Below are 23,542 nucleotides of genomic sequence, written 5' to 3'. Positions count from 1 at the left end.
TTAAAAATTAGGAACCGGAAGTTCTTTGAAAAAGTTATACTTCAACGTAATGGTCTCAATGACAATTTTATTCTGTTCGGCATCGAAATCACTGAATTCATAACTTAACGGAATGGCGTGTGATACATACCAGACTTTCAGGGGATTTCCTTTTTCGTTTAATAAAGAAATAATGAGATTGGCAGGATAGAAAACAAAATCTTCCAACGCCTGACTGCACCACATCGATAAACCAGACATATCCGAGGTAAGTCCTCTTTTCAGAACCAAATCCTGATATCCGGAACGCAGTGGCAAATGATGCTTGAATTTATTCTGTCCGCCTTCCGTATAAGGTTCGGTTTCCATAGTAACTTTCAGTCCGTTAACACTTTGAAATTTTGTATCTACACTAAATTGCGGCAATAATTCAAAGATTACAGAAAAGTAAAAACCGGGAATAGGATTGCTCTCAGACATGATGTTTAGATTTATACGTGTTCTATGGTAAATCCGTGATTGGCTATTTCTACAGTATCTATGGCTGCTTCATTGGCATCAGATTTCATATCGGTGCATTTTAAAGAAACTATAAAACAGTCTTTTACTTTCCAGACTACTTTGGGTTCGTGGTTTTCGTCCAATAAAGAGATCGTGATATTGCGGCGTTCTACGGTATTTAATGCAACTGTATTGTACCAGTCGTAAAATTCATTATCTCCTGCAAAAACTCCTCTTTTAAGTGTAATATTGCTAAGTTTAAGCAATCCAGGCATTTTTTTCTTAAAAAATTCCGGGCTTGAGCCGACGCGATGTTCAATAACATCCATTTCTTTGTTTAATCCGGAAACTTCTGTAAAAGCTATTTTGCTACCGCCCCATTCTACACTGAAGTGAAACTTAGGTAGCGGAAAATCTGTATTTGGCATGATGTATAGTTTTAGAGTTAATAATTAAGATTTTTGTTGCATTTGTTTGAATTCCAAAATGATAAATTCTGCTGGTCTTGAAGGAGCGTATCCTATTTTCACAATCATTTTGCCATCCAGAATATCCTGTGCAGACATGGTTTGGTTTAGTCCGACTGCCACAAAAAATGCGTGTTCTGGTTTTGCTCCTGCCAAAGCACCGTCGTTCCAAAGGGTTGTTAAATAATTTTCGATCATTCCTTTCACATTGATCCATGTTTGTGCTACATTGGGTTCAAATACAAACTGCATACAGGCTTTTTTGGTGGCTTCTTCAATCATATTCGCTAAACGTCTTACATTAATATATCGCCAGTCGTTGCTGTTTCCGTCCAATGTTCTCGCTCCCCAGACAAGGGTTCCTCTTCCTGTAAATTTCCGGATGGCATTGATGGATTTTCCTGTTTCGTGGATGTTCATTTCCTGTTGATCTTTATCGTTGAGATCGTCTGTTAAGCCTAAAATTCCGTTTATACTTACATTAGCAGGAGCTTTCCAAACACCTCTTGTAGCATCTGTTTGAGCATAAATTCCTGCAATGGCTCCCGAAGGTGGAACGGTGTTCAGTTTTTGGGAAAGTTTGGAAATAATTGTAGAATATAATGGTATTTGTAAAATTAAATTGCGTTCATTTATTAACTCAAAGTCCTCAATTGAAACAAATGCCTGATTTATGGCATTCATAATTTGAATATGAAGCTTATTAAGTACAACCTGAATTTTAGTAAAATCAGGAATATCATGTTTCGGAACAATTGGATCAGGTGCTACGGTCGCCTGTATAGTATTACTTAGTGCTCCGTCATATCTATTAATTGGAGCAGATTCTGTGATGGTTGAGATAGTTCCCCAATTGCCTTTATAATCAGCATCCGTAATTACGAGAGCCAATGCAGCAACTGGAGAATCGTCAGCTACTGATTTTGATAATTTTTGATATGCTTTTCTAAAATCGACTAAATCCTGTGTGTAAGACAATAATTTAAGAGTTATTACTTCCTCATTTATATATTGTTTTAGTTTGTCGGTTAAAGCTGTTGGATTTCCAAAAACTTTTAATAAATTCCAACATTTCCCAAGATTTGAATTTAATTCGGCTGCATTTAAAGTAACCCAATCCAATTTTTTGTTAGCGGCTAAAATAGTAGTCCAACTTGATTTAAGGGTTATAATGTCTGTATATAAATTTTTAAACAAATCAATTTTATCTTTTAAATCGGCATTGTTGGGATACAATGTTTTAAATCCATTTGGGATTGCTTCATTAATGTCTTTAAATCTAAATGTACTTGGAAAATTAGCCTGTAAATAAGGATAATAAGCCGCTCCGTATTTCAGGAACTGATTTCCGACTCTTGTTCGGAATTCACCGCTATCACTATCAAGGTTTCCGGCATTATTCTGAACTTTAGTTTGCTTTACATCCATAATGGTAAACCTATCCATAAGATTACTACACTGCGTTAATGCTCTAACTTGAACAGCTCCTAAATCTGCTGCAGATAAACTTACTGCGTCTGGAAATAGTAATAAAGTAGGTTCGTCTTTTTTTTCTAACGTTTCTAAACCTGCAATAAATAAATCTTTTGTGGCTGTATCAAAAGCAGGTTTATCTCCGTATAAACCAATAGAAACAATATAGCAAACCCCACCACCATTGGCGTAGAAAAGCCGTAAACTGTTGTAGAGTTTATAATCGCTTTCTGTAACCTTACATTCATCGGTAGGCTGGTTGTTTGCATCTAAAACTACCGTTACATTTTTGGGTTCTGGTGCACCTCCAAAAATTTGTTCGTACTCCAGCATAGAGGTTATCTTGACGGGTTCATTTTGTTGGGGAGCCTTTTCTGTAAATCCTACAAAAGCAGGTATGGCGGTTGCCACATTGGCAATGGAAGGAGGAAATGCATCTTTCTCGTCGATGTACACTCCTGGTGTTTTAATTGAGCTAATATTCATGATACAGTATTTATGGTTTATATTTATTTTTTTTCTACGGGAACTATTTTCCAATCTTCTTTGGGTAATTTTTCGTCTTCTATTTTATATTCTCCGCTTTCTGATAATCCCGCCAAATTTTCTTTGTCATTTTCCCACAATTGGACTTCAGAACTTTTAATAACTTTTTTATTCTTAAGACTTTCTTCCTTCTGGATAGGGATCATCCTCACCTGATACAAAACTGAAGGCATATATTTTGATCCGAGATAAGACCACATCTGATTCAGTTGATCGATTTTTAGGCTTACGATTTCAAAAATTAACTTTTCATGATCGCCTTTTGGTTCGTCTATCAATAAATTATTATTGGGAGGCTGCCAATAAAAAACCCGGTTGTTTTGAAGGTATCTAATTACCACTTCTAATTTTTCTATTCCTGTAGCGTAATCGGATTGTTTTATGTTATAAGAGGTGAACAGAAGTGATAAAATTAAATTCTGTGCAGGATTTCGGTATTTCGCTATGGTATCGCTTTCCGGAATATAATTTTTATATAAAGTCTGATTTTTTAATATCTTATCTTCTTCTATATTTACAATCGACAAAATAATGGAAGATTTGGAAGAAAGAAATTCATCTCCTTCATTAAGCGTAGCAATGTTTGCCAGTTCAACGATTGGTGTTCCTGCTATTTCTGCATTGATTGCATCAACAATTTCTGAAAGGAACTCTATGATTTTCATTACATTAGTTTATAATAACGAATTTATAAATCATAATAATATTAAACCGTAGGGAAAACACTGATTATATAATGGGGAAAACACCATTTTTTTTATTAAAGTCCTTGATTTTCAATATAAAAAAACGTAAAAAACGGCTAAAATGGCTCTTCAAAAATCTTCGTGATTAAATCTTGATATACAGAGTTGGAAACCATAATTTGTCATTGATCTTGCTTATAATTGTCCTGCTGAATTTAGCCTGCAAGATTCTTTAAATTATACCTCATCAGATTTCACAGCGTAAAATTAGTATGTCGAAAAAGTTTAATGTACCGCAAAAATTTTAGTATTGGAATATTGCTTCAGCTTGGGGATATGACATTAAAACCGTATTTCCATGTATCGTAATTCTTGCTATCGTTGCCATGTTTGATTGGATATTACAGCCAAATGAAAGTAAAAAAAGAAAATTTAAAAAACGATCATCCCAATAGCTTAATAAGTCTGAAAGAAGCTGTCTCATTATCATTTAGAAAGCTTTTTCTTACTGACTTAGATTTTTATTTTGAGTGCAGGTTTTTAAAACGCAAGTTGCATTTTAAAAACCCTATTTGTTGGAGGAACTCTGAACATTTTTTTTACCTGATCCCAACACTTTCATGTAATTTTTTCCACTTAGAAACAGTATTCTTGCTCATTTTAAAATGGCTTGCAAGCTGATGATTATTAAGATTATTCTTTTTTTGATATTCTAAAATCTCCATTATGCTTTCTTTGTTATAAGACCGAAATTTTTGGTTGACACTATTGTTATTATTCCCAAATATTAAATTGTTTAGTTTAATAACATCCATGAAAGATAGTTCATCCTTTAAAAGCAAACTTTCGCATAGTTGTTTTTTTTGCGGATATTTTTCCATTAATAAGTCATTATAAATTTGCTTGTAATTTGGCTTTCTAAAGTGTTTCATTTATTGTTTTTTTTATCTGTATGATATTTGTTAACTAAAAATCATATGTAACTTATAAATTATTTATGTCTGTAAATTCAAAAAGTTATTTGTTGAATCGTTAAAATATTTTTATACTTCCTAAATGAAGAGACCATGTATTATATAGTCTTCTTCAGTCATTTTTATCATATTTAGAAATCCATTTATAAAGTGTTGTTTTAGGGATATTATATTTATCCATAATCTCTTGTTTAGACATATCGCCCTTTTTCAGTTTTTCGAGAATAAACTCAATAATTTCTTTTGTGTAAATACTCTTTCTGAAAGCAGGCATTTGGGATAAGTCATTCTGAACGAAAGCCAGATTATTAATACTCCGTGGTGGAGAATACAATATAAGATGCTGAGTATAAATTCTAAAAAAATCATACTCCAGTAATTTTGACCATTTCAGCAGATCATTGCACCGTAAATCTTCACTATTGAATTGCCTGACAATATCATCTTCATGACATTTAAAAAAATTGCATGCTCTGTTCATGTCTACATTACATTCCTGCATACGCATCTTTATAAAATTTCCTATATGTATATGTTTATATATCATAATACTATTTGTTTTTTTACGAAAAATGAAAAAGTGAAAGGTGAAAAAACATCATCTCTGATAAGAAATGAGTTACTTCATTATGAACTCAACCCCGTATGGTTTTAGTTATTGAAGTGAAGTATTTTCTATGAGGATGCAAATCTATTTTAAAAAACATATTTAATAGAAACATACATTCCATTAATTATAATTTTGTTGAAGATTATAAAATTCATCTGATCATTTTACCCTTGAAATGGGATAATGAACAAAAGCGTTCATAATCATCACAAACCACTTTAAATCAGTATTTTAAAATCATTTTTCCACTATACAAAATCATAATTTGTTGATCCATTTGTTTATTTCAGACTTTCTTAAACTGTAATTTTGCCGACGTTTTAAGCATTTAATGTATCACCTGTTCATTTGCTGTCTGCATCTGAAAATCGTCAAAATCAAGAAATCATAAAAAAATAAAAACATGAATAGAAAAAATGTATTACTAATCGCATTATCAGTGACGGGAGTTTTAGCTCATGCGCAAACTTCTCTGGGAAAAGTAGGGATTAATACTTCTTCACCCAATGCAACCCTTGATATTACAGCTAGTCCGAATGATAATAACACCGCCGATGGATTACTGGCGCCGAGACTTACCGGCAACGAATTAAAAGCCAAAGATTCTCTTTATGGTACTAACCAAACAGGCACTTTAGTGTACGCCACAGCAGCAGTTACAACTTCTTCTCCCAAAACAGCAAACATAACAGCAGCAGGATATTACTATTTCGATGGCTCTGTCTGGCAAAAAGTGAATACAGGAGCAGGAAACTTCTGGGGACTTACCGGAAATTCGGGAACCACAGGAGGAAGCAATTTTCTGGGTACTACTGATGCACAAAATCTTGTATTTAAAGTAAATAATATAGAATCTGGTTACATTCAGCATTCCGTATCCTCAACAGGCAGCTTTGATTATAAGACTTCTTTTGGCTACAATACTTTGTCTGCCGTTACAACAGGCGATCACAACACCGCATTTGGTCATGGTTCCGGTGCAGTAATTACTACAGGATCAGACAATACTTTAATAGGTTCAGAATCCGGTAAAGCGATTACTGGAGATGATACTTCTACCCCCAGTATAAAAGAGGCTGCCAGAAATACGGCTGTAGGTTCTCGTACGCTATTTAGTGCAACTACAGGATATGATAATACGGCAATAGGAGCTTACGCTTTAGCGTCTAACACCACAGGAGTTAGAAATTTAGCAGTAGGTTCTAATGCTTTAGTAGATAACACAACCGGTGATAATAACGTAGCTGTTGGTGACACTTCATTAAATGCCAACACCACAGGCAGTCAGAATACGGCTTTAGGGCAAAGAGCATTAGCTTCAATGACTTCCGGAACAGGCAATACGGGTATTGGTGCAGCAACAGTCATAAGCAATGGTTTAACCAATGCTACGGCAGTAGGCTTCCAGGCTAATGCAACTCAAAGTAACAGTTTAATTCTGGGAAACAATGCCGATGTAGGTATAGGTACATCCACTCCTTCTAATAAATTACATGTTTCAGCCTCCGCTAATCCTGTCCGTTTTGAAGGCTTACAAACTACTGCTGTAACGACAGGTGAGGAACTTTTATTGGTAAATTCCAGTGGGGTTGTAAAAAAGGTAACCTTAGGTTCCGGACTGGGTATATCCGGAGGAGCTCTTATCGCTAATCCCAAATCAGGTGTGACGGCTTTAAATTCCAGTGCATCGGATCAGGTTGTTACCCAAGCTGCCGGATTTACACAATTGACTTTAAATGCGGAGCAAGCGGACGCGATCAGTAATTTTGATCCTACTACGGGAATTTTTACGGCAAGCTATACCGGTGCACATCTTATTACCTTACCTTACAGAGTTACCAGTGGCGGAAACAGCATTTCATTCGAGCTGTTTAATTCAACAGACAGTACTTCTCAAGGAACAATTACGATTACCAATGCAAGTAATACCAATTCCAATACCTATAGTACTGTAGTTAATCTAATAACAGGGAAAAATTATTTCATCAGAGTCAGAGCCAATACTGCTGCAAGTGTTACAATAGACAGAGCTAATACTTACTTTTCTATGATTCAGTTATAAGCAAGTATTAAAAGTGGATAAAAAATGAGTGCAAATCTTTTTTAAACTTATCATCAATTCGCTTTTATGTTTTCATTACCGTTATCAAACTCGTAACACAACAAACATAATTTTAAAATCAAAATATATATTCGATGAACAAAAGCCATGTCATGGTGCTTTTATTATCTTCTTCCTTAGTCTTTGCCCAGCAGGAATTAAGGACAGAGAATTATGAAAAGTATCCTACCACGCAATCCGTGCGTGGAAAAAAGCAACAAAGCAGCAAAGACGGTTTGCTTGTTGCGGAAGGTATAATGTCGTATTCTGGCTATGGAACGACTACTAAACATTTTGTAATAGGACAATCGGGAATCGCTCAAAGTATTTCTACCAAGGTTTCAAAAGAAGAGGGTACATTATTGGTTTCTTTTATGGTAAACTTTTCCAATGTAGATGCATCAAAAGAGCTTACTCTATTGGATCTGAAAGTACCAACCTCTGCTTACAAAGGCAACAGCTTTGTACAATTGGCAGTAAAAAATCAGGCAAGTCAGTTTGCAATGAGTTTAATAGACAGCAAAAATCCTGAAAACAGAGCCAACGCTGTAAATGGTTTTACTTACAACGAAGACCACTTAGTGGTATTGCGTATAAGCAATTTCAACACTGCCAAAGCGACCTGTGAACTATTTGTAGATGAATCGATTAACAATCTCAAGGGAAGTATTGCTAAATTGCAGGGCTTACAATTACCTTTAAAAAAGCAACACGAAGCAACCGGAGAAATTCTGTTTACTTCTGTGCTGCACCAAGACAAAAAAGGAACTACTACAGACGGAAAAGCAGGACTTCTGAAAATAAGCAGAGGTACGGAAAAAAGCATCAACGATTTGATAAATGCAGAATCTAACAAACTGGTAGCGACGAATGCAAGACAAGGAGTTTTGCAATTATTTACGAACAATACCTATCAAAACGCAGAGATCATTATTTACGGTATAGCAGGGAATGTCGTACAACGACTATCTAATGTAACCATCAACAGAAACACACAGGAATTGCGGATTAATCAGTTACAGCAAGGCGTGTATATGTTCAGCATACAAGATTCTAAAAACCAATATCAAACAAAATTTATTGCTAAATAAAATTCCATTTTAAAAAATTAATTAAATAAAAAAGATGAAAAAATCATTATTCATTATAAGTGCTTTTGCACTTTTATCGGTATCTAATATAAAAGCACAATCTACTTTAATTGCGGATAATTTATCCGCGGGTTCACAATTCACTTCCACTTTCAATCCGGATTTAACCAAAATAGCATCATTTCAGGATGAGCCCGCTACCAGCAATGGAGTATTTATCCATCATAGTGGTTCTACAACGATGGGTAATAAAAACACAGAAAACAGCAAAGCTCTTTTAGAGCTGTCTTCCAACAACAAAGGTTTTTTACCCACCAGACTTACTACTGCTCAAATTGAGGCACTGGGTGCAGCAACATCCGAAACAGGTATGGTAGTATACGATACTACAAAAAAATGCCTATCCATATTCGATGGTACAAAATGGAACTGCGCAGGAGGAGCAGGAGGTGCTGTTGTACTCAATCATAAAATAGTGGGTACCGGAGAAACTTATAATGCGAATAATAATCAACAGGGTTATGCGCCTTATACAGTACAGGCAGATGATCATATCATAGAATGGCAGGCTAAATCTACCATGCTCTTGCTTACAATCATTCTAATGGTAATCTTACACCTTACACTTATCCTTTAGGAGTAAATGCGGCTGCTAATTTTATATTACCAGATCCTACGACTTGCAAAGGAAGAGAACTAAAGATCTATAATGCTTCCTATGAAGCAAATTATCCATCTGCAACATATGCACATATTTTCACCAATTATCCTATCTACAATACCGTAAACAGCAGCCAGGTTCCTTATGGAAAGCCAGCTATTGGGAACTACTTTATCTCATGGGCTGCTGGTGTAAATAAAGTTACTATTACAAGTAATGGTACATATTGGGTATCTGAAAATTATTCCAATTAATAAATTATTGAAGAAGTACCCGGTTACAATATAACAGTTGAACACATAAACACCTCAATTTTTTTGAGGTGTTTATATTATGATGATTCAAAATATAAAACAATCAGTTTAATACCACGATTTCTTTAAAGATGTAATATAAAATAACGACTTAAAAATATACCGATTGTTGTTATTTACATTTTTTTAATGATAAATTTAAATTCAGTTTCTTTTTTATCCTGTTTTTTGCAATGGATAATAAAGAATTCATTTCTTTGATTTATATTTACTTACACGCCCCAGATTACTCTTTCTGTTTATCATTCGATATATTAATTTTTTATTGAATATTTAAACTTATCCTATATACAGTTTTATATAAAATCATTAATTGAAAAAATATAGTATGCATTGTTAATGAACCAATTACTCATAAAAGATAATTTTAAAAAAATTAATTCTGTACCCTATAAAAACAATTTATAAGTTTTTAAAACCATGTTTTACAATTACTTAAATTATACCTGCTCAAATAAACGTATCATCATAGTATTGTTTTTTTTCTGTTTTCACATCCTGTTTTCACAAAAAGGAATAGTGCCAAAACAAAATAAAAATGATTCTCTGAAAAAGTATTCTGTAGGTGATCTCATCAGAAAATCTTATTCTGAAAAAAATCCTAAAATCTATTGTGATGAGATGGCAAAAAGAAATTTGTCTGACAAAGATAAAATGAAATATTATAGAATCTGTGGAGAGATTTATTATCTGGAGATATTAAATAACTTCGATAAATCAGTACAGTTTATAAAAGTTTCTAATTTTTATGCTCAAAAAGAGAGAGATTTTACAATGTATGCCAACAATTTGAATATGATAGCATTAATATATGCTCTTCAAAATAAAAATGATTTGGCATTGTCCTGCCTGAAAAAAAAGAGGATGTATGAATCCAGAGACAAGTCTAATATTCAAGAATTGATTTTTGGAGGTGATGAAGGTTTGGTTTATGGCGTGATTGGTGATTTTGACAAGAAAATAATAGGCTACATAAAAGCAATAAAAGATTTAGATGATTATTTGGCTAATCAGAAAAAAATCGCACCGGAAATTATTCTAGAAATAAATCGTGCTAAGCGGGAAAAATATAACAGTATTGTTGATGCCTATCTGCTACAGAAAAAATTAGATTCTGCTGCTCTTTATTTAAAAAAAATTAAAAGTCTGCCTTTATCCTTAAACGATTTAGATAGCGAAGGAATACGTGATAGTGAGATTCATTACGATATTTTATCCGGAAATCTGGATGGTGCTATTGAAAAGGCAAATAAAGATTTGAATGAGTTTAGAGATGACAAAATAACAGTTTTTTATGATTCGTACTATTTAGCGCAAGCATATATTCTCAAAAAAAAATATAAAATCTCATTAGCGTATTGCGAACAGGCACTTAAATCCAAACAAATAAGTTTTGGATTCATCAACCACGAACTGGAACTTTATAAAATCGCAATGCAGGCAACTGATAAAATGGAAGATGAAAAAGCCTACCTTAAATATTCCCGGTTTTACGAGAAAGCAAATCAAAAGTTTGATTACAATTCAAAGGCAGATTTCATTGCCAAACTCTATAATTTAGACCAAATACAACCCCTTAAATATGAATTGAATAACTCTAAACATTTCATGACTTATCTCTGGTTGATTATACTATTCCTATTACTATTCACAACATATCTCATCAACCGTTTCTTTACATTAAGAAAGTATAAAAAAAGATTTATAGAAATTAATGCCCGGTTAGAAAAGAAAGAAAAAGAAGTAGCTATAGCTTCCAAAAAGGCTGAAGAAGTAATTAAAACAGATAAGAACATCTTATCTCTGAAAAAAGAAAATGAAATTTTAGATAAGCTAAATAAGTTTGAAAAAAAGCAACAGTTTTTATCATCCACCCTATCACTGAGTTCTTTGGCTTCCAGCATGAATGTTAATTATAATTATCTTACCCTTACAATTAAAAAATATAAAAAAAATAATTTTAATGGCTATATCAACCAATTAAGAATCGACTACATCATTTTGAAGCTGAAACAAAACCCCGAATATCTTAATTACAAAATAAGTTATCTTGCCGAAGAATGCGGTTTTTCTTCTCATACTGTTTTTACCAGAATATTCATAGAAAAAACAGGTATTCCTCCTTCTAAATTTATTGAATATGTAAAAAAAGAAAATACGAAAGTAAATATTTAGAACGCCACTCTTTAAATTATCCCGAATCATTATTCTCACATTAATAAGGATTACTTTATTTTTTCACAAAATGCAATGAGAAAACGCAAGAAATATCATACGATATTAAACCTGCTTTGCATTAGGAAGTTATAATAAGGTCTCCATAAAAAAAGCACCCATGAAATTCCCAACTTTGGGGTTTGACTCCAGTTTTTTATACTGATCCACAAACTTTTATAACAAAAAATAATGAAAATATGAACTTAGATTTGGTATAAAATAAAAAAGTACACTTTTGAAAAGTGTACTTTTATTGGGTGAATGATGGGTCTCGAACCCACGACCTTCGGAACCACAATCCGACGCTCTAACCAACTGAGCTACAATCACCGTTTTGTGAGTGCAAATATAGGAAAGATTTTTTAATTACCAAACAATTCCGTCAAAATTTTTCAAAGCAATTAACTTTTCAGACGTAAATCCCTCTGCATAAGCTACTCCCGATAATCTGCCCAAATCCATTGCGCGATAAGTTAAGCTGTCTAAAAAGTTTTTTGAAGTAATCGGGGTTTCAGGTTCCTTAGAATCCGGATCATAAAACTGAGTTTTAAATGCTTTGCATGCCGCAATTTTTGCATCCAAAAATTCTGAAATATCAATAACGAATTCAGGCTCTACATTTTTCCATTGCATATAGTTAAAAATATGCTTTGGTCTCCACGCTTCCTGAATCTCCCCTTCCAAAACCGTTTCAATTTTTCTTAATCCAGACAAAAAGCACGCATCCGATACTAATTTCGCTCCTTTTGCATGATCTGGATGTCTATCATCAATTGTATTCGCAAAGACGATTTCCGGCCTATATTTGCGAACCATTTTTACGATCCTCATCTGATAGTCCTCGGAATTTTCTAAAAACCCGTCTCTCATCTCGAGATTTTCTCTTATAGAAACACCTAAAATTCTTGCAGCATCATTGGCTTCCGCCTTTCTGGTTTCTTCTGTTCCTCTCGTTCCGAGTTCTCCTCTCGTGAGATCAACGATAACGCAGGTCTTCCCTTCTGAAACCAATTTGGCTATCGTTCCTCCACATCCCAATTCTACATCATCAGGATGCGCTCCAAAAGCTAATATATCTGTTTTCATACAATCAAAGATAGGATTAAAATAAAAACTTCCCAAACATTACGAATGGGAAGTTTCATTATTTATAATTTAAAGTTTAAATTATTTGTTGATTTCTGCATTCAACTTTACTGCATCCTGATAGGTTGGATCCAACTGTACAGATTTTGCAACATAGTCTTTTGCTTTTGCTACATCAGAATCCTTAGACATATATGCCACAGCAAAGTAAGCATAAGCTAAAGTCTGCTTATTAGCTTCCTGCTCTGCAGGTTTTACCGTACTGATGAATTTCTCATACGCCATTTTAGCCGCATCATTATTTCCAGCCTGCTGATAAGAATATCCTAAGCTGTAGTAACCCGGAGCCCAATCTGGTAAAAGGGCATTCATTTTCTGCCATGTAGCTATTGCACCATTCCAGTTCTTTGCATCCTGATAAGCAGTCGCAAGTTTGAATAAAGAATCTGAGTCCTGAGCATTTGCGGCCACTTTCTGCTTTAATCCTTCAATCGTAGGGTTTGTAGGTCCTGCATCAATATCAGCCTGAGAAGCTCCTCCTCCTGCGATTTTCACCAATTCCATATCCCACTTCAAGGTTTCATCTTTAGCCGCTTTTGCGATGGCAATTTTCTGCTGTGCTTCAGTAGTTAAAGCTGTTTTTTTAGCAGCATCTGTTTCAGTTTTAGCCAAACCTGCTGCAATTAACCCCTGTAAACCTTGGTCTGCAGGCTGTACTCTTGATTTATCCGCCTGAGAAACAAAGCTATCCATATTTTGTTTTGCTTCAGTATATTTTCCGTCAGCATACAATTGGTAAGCTCTCAACTTAAATTTAATAGGATCATTAATCTTATCAAAAATCTTATCTAAAACCTGCTTGGAATTTGCATAATCTTCATTGGTAAAATAAAGCTTAGCAATTTCTAATTGAGTATATGGATCTTCATCGGCATATTTTGTATAATTGATCAAATCCTGAGTCGCTTTCGCATTTTGCTGATATCTGATATCATAAGCTGCAAGAGCTTTATACGCCGGAGCATAAGATGGATCTGTGGCAATTGCTTTATCTATACTTGTTTTAGCCTGCTGCCACTGTTGTGCAGCCATCCATAAAGTCCCGATTCTTGTATAAACCGATGCTTTATTTTTAGCTAAAGGAAGCGCTTTGTCATAAGCAGACATTGCATCTCCTGGCATTCTTTTTAGTCTGTAAGCATCCCCTAAAGTATAATAGTAATGAGCCGGAACACCTTTTTTCTCTGCTCTTTCAATCGCTTTATTCAAATATTGAATAGCCAAATCCGGAGAGTTATTTTTCTCAAATAAAGTTAAAGCTTCTGCCGCTCTGAAAAGAACTTCTGCATCTTTTTCTTTTGAATCGGTAACGATTTTCTGAATTTCCGCAATAGCACCCTTATCTCCTTTACCCAGTTTTACAGTTGCCAAACCTAATTTATTTAAATAGCTTTTGCCATCTGCTGCAAGACCTTTGTTAAAACTATCAGTTGCTGCCGCATAATCTGGCTCTCCCTGCTTAAGATATGTATTTCCTAAATAGAAATAGTTTTCTGCAGTAGGCGCCGAAGCGATCATGTTCGTAAAATTAGTTTTTGCCTGAGCATATTTATCACTGTCTATACTGTTGATACCATCCTGTACAGTTTGTGCAACGGCAAAGTTGGTAAAAAACACTACAGCCGCTCCAAAGGCAAGCTTCTTTACATTCATATTCATTATATCTTTCATTTTATATTTTCTAATCTAAATTTCGATTTAAGTAATACACAATTTTCAGACCAAAATAATACATTTATTTTGGTTAAAGGATTAATTTAATACTTTTTAACGCATTTGAACTTCTCTTCTGTAAAGATTGTATGGTTGCAATCCTTCTTTCTGAACGATCATTTGCCCAAGCTGGGTGCACGAATACCTTATAAAACCATTGGCAATATTGAAGTTTCCTTCGTTTGTTAAAAAATACAAAACTCTTGTAAAGGGATAATTCATTTTGCGGAGGTTTTCAAAATCTGTAGTGTAAAGTTTTCCTTTGTCTTCCACAGGAAGAATTTTTACCATATTTCTCAACTGTTCAGACTCTTTATCATAAGGACGGCTGAATGTATTAAGACCGATAACCCCTATTTTATCCGGGTATTTATTGAGTTCTTCAATAATATTCTTGCTTCCCGGAATAACTGAAAACTTTAAATCTTTCGGCTGTTTTTTAAGTTTCTGAGCCACAAAATTCAGATTGCTGGAATTGGCTCCGTCGAAAATAAATTCTTTATTATCCGACTGCAATCCTTTCTGAATTTCCTCCATGGTAATACTTTCTTTTGGAGAATCTTTCGGAACAATAAAAATAACAGCATCTGCAGCGAATTTTGCAGGTAAAAACTTCAGTTCGATCTGTTCTTCGTATGTCTTAATTTCTTCCGGCGTAAGATCTCTGGACATTACCACGATTCTTGTCTTATTGTTTAATAAATCAATGAATCCGAGATCTTCTTTTTTCGTAACGACTTTGATCTTTGTTTCGGGATAATTAATCATATATCCTTCTGCTAAAGCTTCCGTAACACTTTTAAAAGATTCATCCGTAAGAATCGTCATTTCTCCTTTATGGTAAGACGGAGATTTTTCTTCTTTTTTACAACCAACTGCTATTATGCTAATGAAAAACAGCATTAGAAGCTTAACACTATTCTTCATTTCCTGAATTTTTAATTTTTGTAACCGCTCTGTAAATTCTGAAAATTCCATACAAAATAAGAAGTCCGCCTAATGCATAGGCAACTCCGGGTTCCAGAACTGTGAAGAAAAATCTGTAGTACATTACCACGATTCCCAGAACGATATAAAATAATCCCGTAACGAGGGATAACCAATTGAACATCATATAACAAAAATACCAAAAAAAATAAAAAGAGAAGCAAATGCTTCTCTTTTTTAATTATTATTTAAAGATAAATCTTATCCTTCAAAATTCATTGTTAAAGGTAATCTGAATCTATAACGTACAGATTGTCCGTTAATTTTAGCAGGAGTCCATTTATTTTTAATAGACTTGATGGTTCTGATTGCTTCAGCATTGAAGTCAGAGTTTCCACCGCTTGCTTTAACGTCCGTAATACTTCCGTCTCTTTCTACAACGAAAGTGATTTCAGTTTTTACTGTACCTTCATCTCCGTTCATCGCTGAACCATCGAAGTTACTGGATACTTTATTTCTGAAAGCATTAATACCTCCAGGGAATTCAGCAGTCTGCTCTACTTCTGTATAAACCTGAGTATCACTTACCTGAGGTTTTACTTCTGCTGTAGACGCCTTTGTACCTGTTGATGGTGGCGGTGGCGGCGGAGTGTAAGCCGGAGCTTTTACCCCTTCCTGATTAACCAGACCGGTTGTTGTTTCTAACTGCTTAGAAATTGGCGGTGGTGGTGTTTCAATTTTCGGAGCTTTTACAGGCTCAGGAACCACGTTCTGGATAATTTCAATTTTCTCTTCCTCTTTTGGTGGAGGTGGTGGAGGTGGTTCTTCTTCTTTTGGCTGCTCAATAACTTTATCTTCCTGAAGAATCTCTACCAAATCTGCTTTAACTTCTTGTTTTTCAGGTTCAGTAAGTCTCTTAATGGTAAGATAGATAAATGGAGACAAAGCCGCAATAAGGAATAATGCTGTTCCAACGATGAAAGATTTTGTCAGAAGTTTTGGGTACTGATGTCTTAAATCGTATGCACCATATTCCTTGTTTCTATTTTCAAATACAATCTCATCTAAGGTAAGATTAGGATCGTATACATTTTCGTTTGCCATAGATTTACAATTTTATGGTTTAAATTACTTAGTAGCCGGAGCTGCTGCAGCACCAGAGTTACCCACTTTTCTATCGTAAATAGCTTTTTCCCAAGGTTTAAGATCAGTAACACCGTACTGCTCACTCTTAGTAATTGCCATTTCGTCCAGGATATCTACGAAGTTTTTATATACAGCATCGTCAGTTGGCTTAATAATAACTGTAAATTTAGTTTTATCAGCCGCATTTGCTTTTGCCTGCTCAATTACTTTTCGGATTCCTTCTCTATCGAAAGTAGTTTCATTAAGATTCTGATCTGTTAAAGACGTATTGTCCTGCTGATGCCAGAAGATCTTATTGTTTTTACCTAATAATAAAGATATAGAGTTCGAAAGTTTAATTTCTGTTGGAGGTGGTTTTTTTGTTTCATCCTTCGGTTTTGCCGGAAGACCCAAATCCATTACATTCGGTTTAGAGAATGTGGTTGTGAACATAAAGAAGGTAATCAATAGAAAACCCAAGTCCACCATCGGAGTCATATCGACTCTGGTACTCTGTTTCTTGGAACGTACCTTGCCGCCTTTGGCGCCCTTTTCCTGTACTTGTACTTCTGCCATTTCTAAATGATATTATTCATTAGGTTTACCTTCTTGTGATGTAATCAACCAAAATTTAAGAAAATCGATATCTCTTAAACCCTCGAATAAGCTTTTAACTTTCGGATATTCTGTTGTAACGTCTCCTTTGATTGCTAATTTGTAATCAGGATTTACGTTCAAACTTTCTTTTACCCAGTCTACTAACTGCTTATTCGTACTATCCATAGGAATCCCTGTAGGACTCTTGAAATTCTTCTGCTCGTCATCTGGCAAATCAAGATAGCTTTTAAGCTGGTTCATAGGAACCCCAATTGCTTGTACTTTCTGGAATGCAGCTTTTTCATTATTGTCAAAAGTAACTCCGTACTTTTTTCCCATATTGTCTAAAAGCTGCAGTCTCTCTGATGCATTTTCTACAGGCTGGAAATAAAATTTTCCGTCCGGTGTAGCGTTGATGGTCATCAAACTTGCATCAGGAAGTAACTTCTCTGATATTGAAGATGGCGGTTTAATCTGCTCCACATCAGGTTTTTTAAACTGAGTGGTCAAGATAAAGAATGTAAGCAGTAGGAACGCAACGTCACACATTGCCGTCATATCCGTCACTACTCCATGTCTTTTTGGTTTGACTCTCGCCATTATTATTAATGATTTTTAATTAAACTTCTTTTTACTTACTGCAAATTCCTTGCTACAATTCTTAGTTGAATTCAGCGAAAGACTGTTGGATGCTCATTGCGATCTCGTCGATCTTATAAGTTAATCCGTCGATTTTAGAAGTAAAGAAGTTATAAAGGATGATAGCGATTGCTGAAGTACCAATACCTAAAGCTGTGTTAATCAAGGCTTCAGAGATACCTGTAGAAAGTGCAGCGGCATCCGGAGTACCCCCTCCTGAACCTAATGCGAAGAACGCCTTGATCATCCCGATTACCGTACCTAAAAGTGCTACTAACGTTGCAACAGTACCTAAAGTAGAAAGGATCATCATGTTTTTCTCAAGCATTGGCATTTCAAGAGTAGTCGCTTCTTCGATTGCTTTGTTAAGCGCTACCATTTTTTGCTCTTTGTTAAGCGTTGTATCGTGAGATAAAGCTTTGTAAGTAGTAAGACCTTCTTTTACTACGTTACCAACAGAACCTTGCTGTCTGTCGCACTCTTCTAAAGCTTCATCAATTTTGTTTTGGTTTAGTAAGCTTCTTACCTGTACAACGAAGTTGTCTAAGTTTCCTTTTCCGGCAGCTTTGCTAAGAACGAAATATCTTTCAAAAGAGAAAACGATTACCGTGATCATGAAAGTAATCAAGATAGGTACAATAACCCCTCCTTTGTAGATAATACCTAAGAACGATTCTGGGTGAATGTCTTTCCCCTCCTTGTCAGCAAAAGCAACAGATGCTCCTCCTAATTCATTAGCATCTTTAAAGTTTCCTGGGTTACCTAGAACGAATAAATAAATACAAACTCCTATTGCAAAGATAATAGGAATAATTACAGCTGGGTTTAAACCTCCCGACTTTCTAGCAATTACTTGCTCATCATTTTTTGAAACATTCATTTCCATATTTAACTAAATTATATTGTTTTAAAATTTTACAAGGTGTAAATTAAAGGCAAAAATAATTAAAATGCAAGAGTCTTAAATAAACATTTGCCATTTTTTTGATAAAGAAATTTTAATACACTTTCGATATTACAATTATTTTCTCTTTTTTTGGTAATATTTTTCAATTTTAACATTTACGTTAAAAAATCAAAAAATTTAAGCCTTCATTTTTTTTAATTTGCCAATGTTAATTTTTTTTTAAATTACTATATTCACAATTCTGTGAGGCACTACAATGATTTTCGTCGGGGTCTTCCCTTCCAGAATCTGCACCATTTTTTCGTCTTTAAGTACCACTTCCTCCACTTCTTTAGGTGAAAGCTGCGCGGAAAGTGAAATTTTAAACTTCATTTTTCCGTTTACACTTACCGGATACAAAATCTCATCTTCAACTAAGTAATCCTCGTTCAATACAGGGAATTTTTCAAATTCTATAGAATCCTGATGCCCCAATAAACTCCAAAGTTCTTCACAGATGTGAGGTGCATACGGAGAAATGATAACGGCTAAAGGTTCTAAAATATTGCGTTTGTTGCATTTTATTTTTTGCAATTCGTTTACAGCGATCATAAAAGAAGAGACAGACGTATTGAAAGAGAAGTTTTCAATATCGTAAACCACCTTCTTTATTAAGGTATGTAAAACTTTGTATTCTGCTTTGGTTGGCTCTTCATCGGAAACCGAGAAAGTATCCCCGTCAAAATATAAATTCCAGAACTTTTTAAGGAAACCGTAGACTCCACTCAGACCTTGCGTGTTCCAAGGCTTAGATTGTTCCAACGGACCTAAGAACATTTCATACAATCTTAAACCGTCTGCTCCGTATTCTTCACAGATGTCATCCGGATTTACCACATTGTATTTTGACTTGGACATTTTTTCTACTTCACGACCTGTGATGTATTTTCCATCTTCTAAAATAAATTCTGCATCTGCATAATCCGGTCTCCAAGCTTTGAAAGCTTCAGTATCCAGTTCATCAGAAGTTCCTTTTAATAAAGATACATCAACGTGAATTGCCTGAGTTGTATAATCTTTTGCTAAATTTTTAGAAACATATTGATTAGTTCCGTCAACTCTATACACAAAAGCACTCATCCCCAAAATCATCCCCTGATTAATCAACTTTTGGAAAGGCTCATCCTGATTAATATATCCTCTGTCTTTTAAGAACATATTCCAGAAACGGGAATATAATAAATGTCCTGTCGCGTGTTCACTTCCTCCGATGTACAAATCCACCTGTCCCCAATAATCTGAAAGTTCTTTTTTAGCAAAAACCTCATCATTTTTCGAATCCATATATCTTAGGAAATACCATGAGCTTCCTGCCCAACCCGGCATTGTGGATAATTCTAAAGGGAAAACCGTTTTTTCATCAATCAAATTTGTATCGACTACTTTTTGATTAGCTTCATCCCATGCAAACGTTTTTGCATTTCCCAATGGCGGATCTCCGTCTTCAGTCGGCAGATATTTTTCAACTTCCGGAAGTTCCAAAGGCAAAGCGGAAGTCGGCAATGTATAAGGCATTCCATCCTTATAATAGATAGGAACCGGTTCTCCCCAATATCTTTGTCTTGAGAAAATCGCATCACGCTGTCTGTAGTTCGTTGTTCCGTGTCCGATTCCTTTTTTCTCAATAGCAGAAATAATCAATGCCTTTGCATCATTATAATTTAATCCATTTAAGAAATCAGAATTTACGCAAACCGAATCTTTAGAATCGAAAGAAGCTTCCTGAACATCTTCGTCCGTTTCCACTACTTTCTTAATTTCTAAATTAAATTTCTTTGCAAATCTGTGATCACGCTCGTCATGTGCAGGAACCGCCATTACAGCACCTGTTCCGTAACCCATCAAAACATAATCTGAAATATAGATCGGCATTCTTTCTCCACTGAAAGGGTTTAAAGCATAACTTCCCGTGAAAGCGCCTGAAACATTTTTCACGTCCGCCATTCTGTCACGTTCCGTTTTCTTAGAAGTTTCTTCAATATAAGAATCTACCTCAGCTTTTTGCTCTGCGGTTGTGATGGTTTCCACCAAAGGATTTTCGGGAGCCAGAACCATAAAAGTCGCTCCGAAAATAGTATCTGGTCTTGTTGTAAACACTTCAACGATCTCGTCATGTCCTTCCACATTGAATCTCACCTGTGCTCCCTGAGATTTTCCGATCCAGTATTCCTGAGAATCTTTCAAAGGTTGTGGCCAGTCCAAAGTTTTTAATCCCTGCAATAATCTTTCAGAGTACGCAGAAATCCTCATGCTCCACTGCATCATTTTCTTCTGGAAAACAGGAAAACCTCCTCTTTCGGATTTTCCGTCTTTCACCTCATCATTTGCCAGAACGGTTCCCAAAGCAGGACACCAGTTTACAGTGGTTTCCGCTCTGTAAGCCAAACGGTAATTTAATAAAATGTCTTCTTTATCAATTCCTGAAGCTTCTTTCCACTCTTCCGCCGTGAAATTTAATTCATCGTTCTGATTGGCATTTAACCCTTCCGTTCCTTTTTCTTCAAAACGTTTAACCAAAGATGAAATAGGCTCCGCTTTATCAGTATCTTTATTATACCACGAATGGAACAGCTCAATAAAAATCCACTGTGTCCATTTATAATAAGAAGCATCGGAAGTTCTTACTTCTCTGCTCCAGTCGAAAGAAAAGCCAATTTTTCTTAACTGCTCTTCGTATCTTGTAATGTTTTGCTCTGTCGTAATCGCAGGATGCTGCCCTGTCTGAATAGCGTACTGTTCAGCAGGAAGCCCGAAGCTGTCGTAACCAACAGGGTGGAGAACATTAAAACCCTGATGTCTTTTGTACCTCGCGTAAATGTCGGATGCGATATATCCAAGCGGATGACCTACGTGAAGTCCTGCTCCGGATGGATACGGAAACATATCGAGAACATAAAATTTAGGTTTGTCTGTGTTGTCGGAAGTTTTATACGTTTGATTATCTTCCCAGTACTTCTGCCACTTTTTTTCTATCTGCTGATGATCGTAAAACACTTTTTTATAGATATTAGATGTTAAGATATTAGATGCCGGATTCTTTTAAATTCCTTTTCTAATTTTCACAAAAATAATGATTTTAAAAGAAATGGAAATTTAAATTTGACGAAATAATGCACAAAAAAATCTCATCAGTAGATGAGATTTGTATTTTATATTGATAATTCAGACTATTACTGAGGTATTCTCTTAAATGTATAGGTTTCAGAATGGAATTCGGTAGGATCTGATTTGTCTTCAAACATGATGTTTAAAGCAGTATCGCTGATGCTGATGATTCTTCCCTGATCCGGCTGAACAATTCCCTGATATTTTATCTGAATAGCTTTGCTGTCTTTATCATAAGTATAAGTAAATGTTCTGTCGAAAGTAGGTGTACAGGTTCCCGGCGTTGCGCTGTCTCCCATATCTTTTCTTGTTCCTGCATTTCCGGAAGCGAACGTCCATCTTGAAGTCTGCTGACAAGTGGTATCAAAAGAAATACCGTCCGAAACAGGAACTTCTCCTATTGCAACTACGGTTACTACTTTTTTCACGGGCTGCCAAACTCCCACTAACGGAGCTTCCTGTACTACTTCGTCGTCGTTATTACATCCTGTTGCTACAAATAATGATAAACCTGCAAATAATAATGCTAATTTCTTCATATATCAATTTTTTCAAGCGCTAAAATTATGATTTATTTATATTATTATACAATTTTTTTAAAAAAATATTGTTAAAATTTATTATTTTCTGTGTATCGGCATTTCAAAAGCGTTGTTTTTCCTTTATTCAGCAAACATTCATTACCGGAAATATGATCTTTTCTTCGAAAAAAACTATTTTTGTAACAAACAAATGCAAATGCAAGACCTTACGAAAAATAATTTTGATTTTATCCGTGTTCTCCTCGCTTTCATCGTTTTTTTAGGGCATCTTGGAGCTTTAAGCGTTTCTCCGGAGCTGAAATTTCTGGAACACAGCCCTATCGAAATTGCCGTTTTCGGTTTTTTTGTGGTGAGCGGATTTCTCATCGCCAGAAGTTATGAGCGTTCTTCCAGTCTTAAAAGCTATATTAGCAAAAGAATCAGGAGAATTGTTCCCGCTTATTTATTGGTTGTTTTTCTCTGTGCCATTTTACTCAGTCTTGTAAGCACTTATTCGTTCAGGGAATATTTTAGTAATACGCAGGTCTACAAATATCTTTTCTGGAATTCCATTTTTTTAAATTTTAAAGCACCGTGGCTTCCCGGAGTTTTCGGAAATCAGGCAGTCAACGGAGCTCTTTGGACACTAAAGATAGAAATGTGCTATTATTTTGCTGTTCCGCTGATGTTTCTACTGTTCGGAAAAAACAACAAGTATAGGAACATCAGTTTAATGATCCTATATTTTCTGTCGCTCGTTTATCTTAATTATTTTGAACATCAGGGAAAAATTTCAATGGCGAAACAGCTTCCGGGAACGCTGTCTTATTTCATACCGGGAATGCTGATTTATTTTAATTTTGACAAATTCATCAAATATAAAAACACCCTTTTTATCATTGCCATAGCCACAGTGTGGATCGATTTATTTACAAAGATTCAGCTTTTTTCTCCGATGATGATCGGGATTATCGTCCTGTACATCGCATATTCTTTTAAGTTTTTAAATAATTTCGGAAAATATGGAGATTTTACCTACGGAATTTATATCTTCCACTTCCCGATCATCAGAACTTTTACCACACTGGGATTATTTAAAGATTACAATCCTTACGTGATGGCTTTTGCATGTATGATGGTGGTTATTGCCGTTGGGGTAAGCTCATGGCATTTTTATGAGAAAAAATTTTTATAAAACACAAG

General features: G+C 35.0%; 21 protein-coding genes and 1 tRNA gene. 5 read left to right on the top strand and 17 right to left on the bottom strand.

The features are described from left to right. The 6 genes from BW951_RS03855 to BW951_RS03830 form a co-directional block, all read right to left on the bottom strand. Positions 1–459 (bottom strand): phage tail protein, encoded by a 459-nt coding sequence (locus BW951_RS03855; RefSeq protein WP_076390628.1) that lies wholly within the window; start codon positions 457–459, stop codon positions 1–3. A gap of 11 nt (positions 460–470) precedes the next feature. Next, complete coding sequence (locus tag BW951_RS03850) at positions 471–908, bottom strand: phage tail protein (RefSeq protein ID WP_076390627.1); 438 nt, start codon at positions 906–908, stop codon at positions 471–473. Between the two features lie 24 nt (positions 909–932). Beyond that, positions 933–2,906: a phage tail sheath C-terminal domain-containing protein gene (locus BW951_RS03845; RefSeq protein WP_076390626.1), complete on the bottom strand. Its 1,974-nt coding sequence runs from the start codon at positions 2,904–2,906 to the stop codon at positions 933–935. Positions 2,907–2,929: 23 nt separating this feature from the next. Next, positions 2,930–3,631, bottom strand: a complete 702-nt coding sequence (locus tag BW951_RS03840; RefSeq protein ID WP_076390625.1) for a Pvc16 family protein — start codon at positions 3,629–3,631, stop codon at positions 2,930–2,932. Between the two features lie 620 nt (positions 3,632–4,251). After that, entirely contained in the window at positions 4,252–4,584 is a 333-nt protein-coding gene (locus tag BW951_RS03835; protein WP_076390624.1) for a transposase, read from the bottom strand. 154 nt (positions 4,585–4,738) lie between these two features. Beyond that, a complete protein-coding gene (locus BW951_RS03830) occupies positions 4,739–5,128 on the bottom strand; it encodes a transposase (RefSeq protein WP_228427488.1) in 390 nt (129 codons plus the stop codon). Positions 5,129–5,639: 511 nt separating this feature from the next. Here BW951_RS03830 and BW951_RS03825 point away from each other — a divergent pair. The 4 genes from BW951_RS03825 to BW951_RS03810 all read left to right on the top strand — a co-directional run bounded on the left by BW951_RS03825 (position 5,640) and on the right by BW951_RS03810 (position 11,578). Then, positions 5,640–7,298: a beta strand repeat-containing protein gene (locus BW951_RS03825; RefSeq protein ID WP_076390622.1), complete on the top strand. Its 1,659-nt coding sequence runs from the start codon at positions 5,640–5,642 to the stop codon at positions 7,296–7,298. A gap of 134 nt (positions 7,299–7,432) precedes the next feature. After that, positions 7,433–8,428: a T9SS type A sorting domain-containing protein gene (locus tag BW951_RS03820; RefSeq protein WP_076390621.1), complete on the top strand. Its 996-nt coding sequence runs from the start codon at positions 7,433–7,435 to the stop codon at positions 8,426–8,428. A gap of 34 nt (positions 8,429–8,462) precedes the next feature. After that, positions 8,463–9,065: a hypothetical protein gene (locus BW951_RS03815; protein WP_076390620.1), complete on the top strand. Its 603-nt coding sequence runs from the start codon at positions 8,463–8,465 to the stop codon at positions 9,063–9,065. Between the two features lie 857 nt (positions 9,066–9,922). After that, positions 9,923–11,578 (top strand): helix-turn-helix domain-containing protein, encoded by a 1,656-nt coding sequence (locus BW951_RS03810; protein WP_175608783.1) that lies wholly within the window; start codon positions 9,923–9,925, stop codon positions 11,576–11,578. A 297-nt stretch (positions 11,579–11,875) separates the two neighbouring features. Here BW951_RS03810 and BW951_RS03805 read toward each other — a convergent pair. The 11 genes from BW951_RS03805 to BW951_RS03755 form a co-directional block, all read right to left on the bottom strand. Next, positions 11,876–11,951: transfer RNA gene (locus BW951_RS03805), tRNA-His, on the bottom strand. A gap of 35 nt (positions 11,952–11,986) precedes the next feature. Beyond that, positions 11,987–12,706: a bacillithiol biosynthesis deacetylase BshB1 gene (gene bshB1 / locus BW951_RS03800; RefSeq protein ID WP_076390618.1), complete on the bottom strand. Its 720-nt coding sequence runs from the start codon at positions 12,704–12,706 to the stop codon at positions 11,987–11,989. An 81-nt stretch (positions 12,707–12,787) separates the two neighbouring features. Further along, positions 12,788–14,437, bottom strand: coding sequence for a tetratricopeptide repeat protein (locus BW951_RS03795; RefSeq protein WP_076390617.1), 1,650 nt, complete (start codon positions 14,435–14,437; stop codon positions 12,788–12,790). A 96-nt stretch (positions 14,438–14,533) separates the two neighbouring features. After that, complete coding sequence (locus BW951_RS03790; protein ID WP_076390616.1) at positions 14,534–15,406, bottom strand: PstS family phosphate ABC transporter substrate-binding protein; 873 nt, start codon at positions 15,404–15,406, stop codon at positions 14,534–14,536. After that, entirely contained in the window at positions 15,396–15,593 is a 198-nt protein-coding gene (locus BW951_RS03785) for a C4-dicarboxylate ABC transporter (RefSeq protein ID WP_175608782.1), read from the bottom strand. Before BW951_RS03785 ends, BW951_RS03790 begins: the two co-directional genes overlap by 11 nt. Positions 15,594–15,667: 74 nt before the next feature. Then, the gene (locus tag BW951_RS03780; RefSeq protein WP_076390615.1) at positions 15,668–16,510 is read right to left on the bottom strand and encodes an energy transducer TonB; all 843 of its coding nucleotides are present in this window, start codon (positions 16,508–16,510) and stop codon (positions 15,668–15,670) included. Between the two features lie 24 nt (positions 16,511–16,534). Then, complete coding sequence (locus BW951_RS03775) at positions 16,535–17,107, bottom strand: ExbD/TolR family protein (protein WP_076390614.1); 573 nt, start codon at positions 17,105–17,107, stop codon at positions 16,535–16,537. Positions 17,108–17,119: 12 nt separating this feature from the next. Then, entirely contained in the window at positions 17,120–17,728 is a 609-nt protein-coding gene (locus tag BW951_RS03770) for an ExbD/TolR family protein (protein WP_076390613.1), read from the bottom strand. A 61-nt stretch (positions 17,729–17,789) separates the two neighbouring features. Beyond that, positions 17,790–18,653: a MotA/TolQ/ExbB proton channel family protein gene (locus BW951_RS03765; RefSeq protein ID WP_076390612.1), complete on the bottom strand. Its 864-nt coding sequence runs from the start codon at positions 18,651–18,653 to the stop codon at positions 17,790–17,792. 240 nt (positions 18,654–18,893) lie between these two features. Then, positions 18,894–21,707, bottom strand: a complete 2,814-nt coding sequence (gene leuS, locus BW951_RS03760) for a leucine--tRNA ligase (protein WP_076390611.1) — start codon at positions 21,705–21,707, stop codon at positions 18,894–18,896. Between the two features lie 176 nt (positions 21,708–21,883). Further along, entirely contained in the window at positions 21,884–22,357 is a 474-nt protein-coding gene (locus tag BW951_RS03755; RefSeq protein ID WP_076390610.1) for a lipocalin-like domain-containing protein, read from the bottom strand. A 199-nt stretch (positions 22,358–22,556) separates the two neighbouring features. Here BW951_RS03755 and BW951_RS03750 point away from each other — a divergent pair, with 199 nt between their 5' ends. After that, entirely contained in the window at positions 22,557–23,534 is a 978-nt protein-coding gene (locus BW951_RS03750) for an acyltransferase family protein (RefSeq protein ID WP_175608781.1), read from the top strand. The last annotated feature ends 8 nt before the right edge of the window (positions 23,535–23,542 follow it).

It is taken from the genome of Chryseobacterium gambrini, assembly GCF_900156825.1.
Taxonomy (GTDB): domain Bacteria; phylum Bacteroidota; class Bacteroidia; order Flavobacteriales; family Weeksellaceae; genus Chryseobacterium; species Chryseobacterium gambrini.
Note: the sequence above shows the minus strand (reverse complement) of the source record. Positions and strands in the feature narration are given on the sequence as shown.

What these genes read in the sequence shown, in the direction of transcription:
- BW951_RS03765 (WP_076390612.1), bottom strand. Translation starts at nt 18,653, where the DNA reads ATGGAAATGAATGTTTCAAAAAATGATGAGCAAGTAATTGCTAGAAAG.
- BW951_RS03750 (WP_175608781.1), top strand. Translation starts at nt 22,557, where the DNA reads ATGCAAGACCTTACGAAAAATAATTTTGATTTTATCCGTGTTCTCCTC.
- BW951_RS03780 (WP_076390615.1), bottom strand. Translation starts at nt 16,510, where the DNA reads ATGGCAAACGAAAATGTATACGATCCTAATCTTACCTTAGATGAGATT.
- BW951_RS03755 (WP_076390610.1), bottom strand. Translation starts at nt 22,357, where the DNA reads ATGAAGAAATTAGCATTATTATTTGCAGGTTTATCATTATTTGTAGCA.
- BW951_RS03855 (WP_076390628.1), bottom strand. Translation starts at nt 459, where the DNA reads ATGTCTGAGAGCAATCCTATTCCCGGTTTTTACTTTTCTGTAATCTTT.
- BW951_RS03850 (WP_076390627.1), bottom strand. Translation starts at nt 908, where the DNA reads ATGCCAAATACAGATTTTCCGCTACCTAAGTTTCACTTCAGTGTAGAA.
- BW951_RS03790 (WP_076390616.1), bottom strand. Translation starts at nt 15,406, where the DNA reads ATGAAGAATAGTGTTAAGCTTCTAATGCTGTTTTTCATTAGCATAATA.
- BW951_RS03775 (WP_076390614.1), bottom strand. Translation starts at nt 17,107, where the DNA reads ATGGCAGAAGTACAAGTACAGGAAAAGGGCGCCAAAGGCGGCAAGGTA.
- BW951_RS03840 (WP_076390625.1), bottom strand. Translation starts at nt 3,631, where the DNA reads ATGAAAATCATAGAGTTCCTTTCAGAAATTGTTGATGCAATCAATGCA.
- BW951_RS03785 (WP_175608782.1), bottom strand. Translation starts at nt 15,593, where the DNA reads ATGATGTTCAATTGGTTATCCCTCGTTACGGGATTATTTTATATCGTT.
- BW951_RS03770 (WP_076390613.1), bottom strand. Translation starts at nt 17,728, where the DNA reads ATGGCGAGAGTCAAACCAAAAAGACATGGAGTAGTGACGGATATGACG.
- BW951_RS03820 (WP_076390621.1), top strand. Translation starts at nt 7,433, where the DNA reads ATGAACAAAAGCCATGTCATGGTGCTTTTATTATCTTCTTCCTTAGTC.
- bshB1 (WP_076390618.1), bottom strand. Translation starts at nt 12,706, where the DNA reads ATGAAAACAGATATATTAGCTTTTGGAGCGCATCCTGATGATGTAGAA.
- BW951_RS03795 (WP_076390617.1), bottom strand. Translation starts at nt 14,437, where the DNA reads ATGAAAGATATAATGAATATGAATGTAAAGAAGCTTGCCTTTGGAGCG.
- BW951_RS03815 (WP_076390620.1), top strand. Translation starts at nt 8,463, where the DNA reads ATGAAAAAATCATTATTCATTATAAGTGCTTTTGCACTTTTATCGGTA.
- BW951_RS03830 (WP_228427488.1), bottom strand. Translation starts at nt 5,128, where the DNA reads ATGCAGGAATGTAATGTAGACATGAACAGAGCATGCAATTTTTTTAAA.
- BW951_RS03845 (WP_076390626.1), bottom strand. Translation starts at nt 2,906, where the DNA reads ATGAATATTAGCTCAATTAAAACACCAGGAGTGTACATCGACGAGAAA.
- BW951_RS03835 (WP_076390624.1), bottom strand. Translation starts at nt 4,584, where the DNA reads ATGAAACACTTTAGAAAGCCAAATTACAAGCAAATTTATAATGACTTA.
- BW951_RS03825 (WP_076390622.1), top strand. Translation starts at nt 5,640, where the DNA reads ATGAATAGAAAAAATGTATTACTAATCGCATTATCAGTGACGGGAGTT.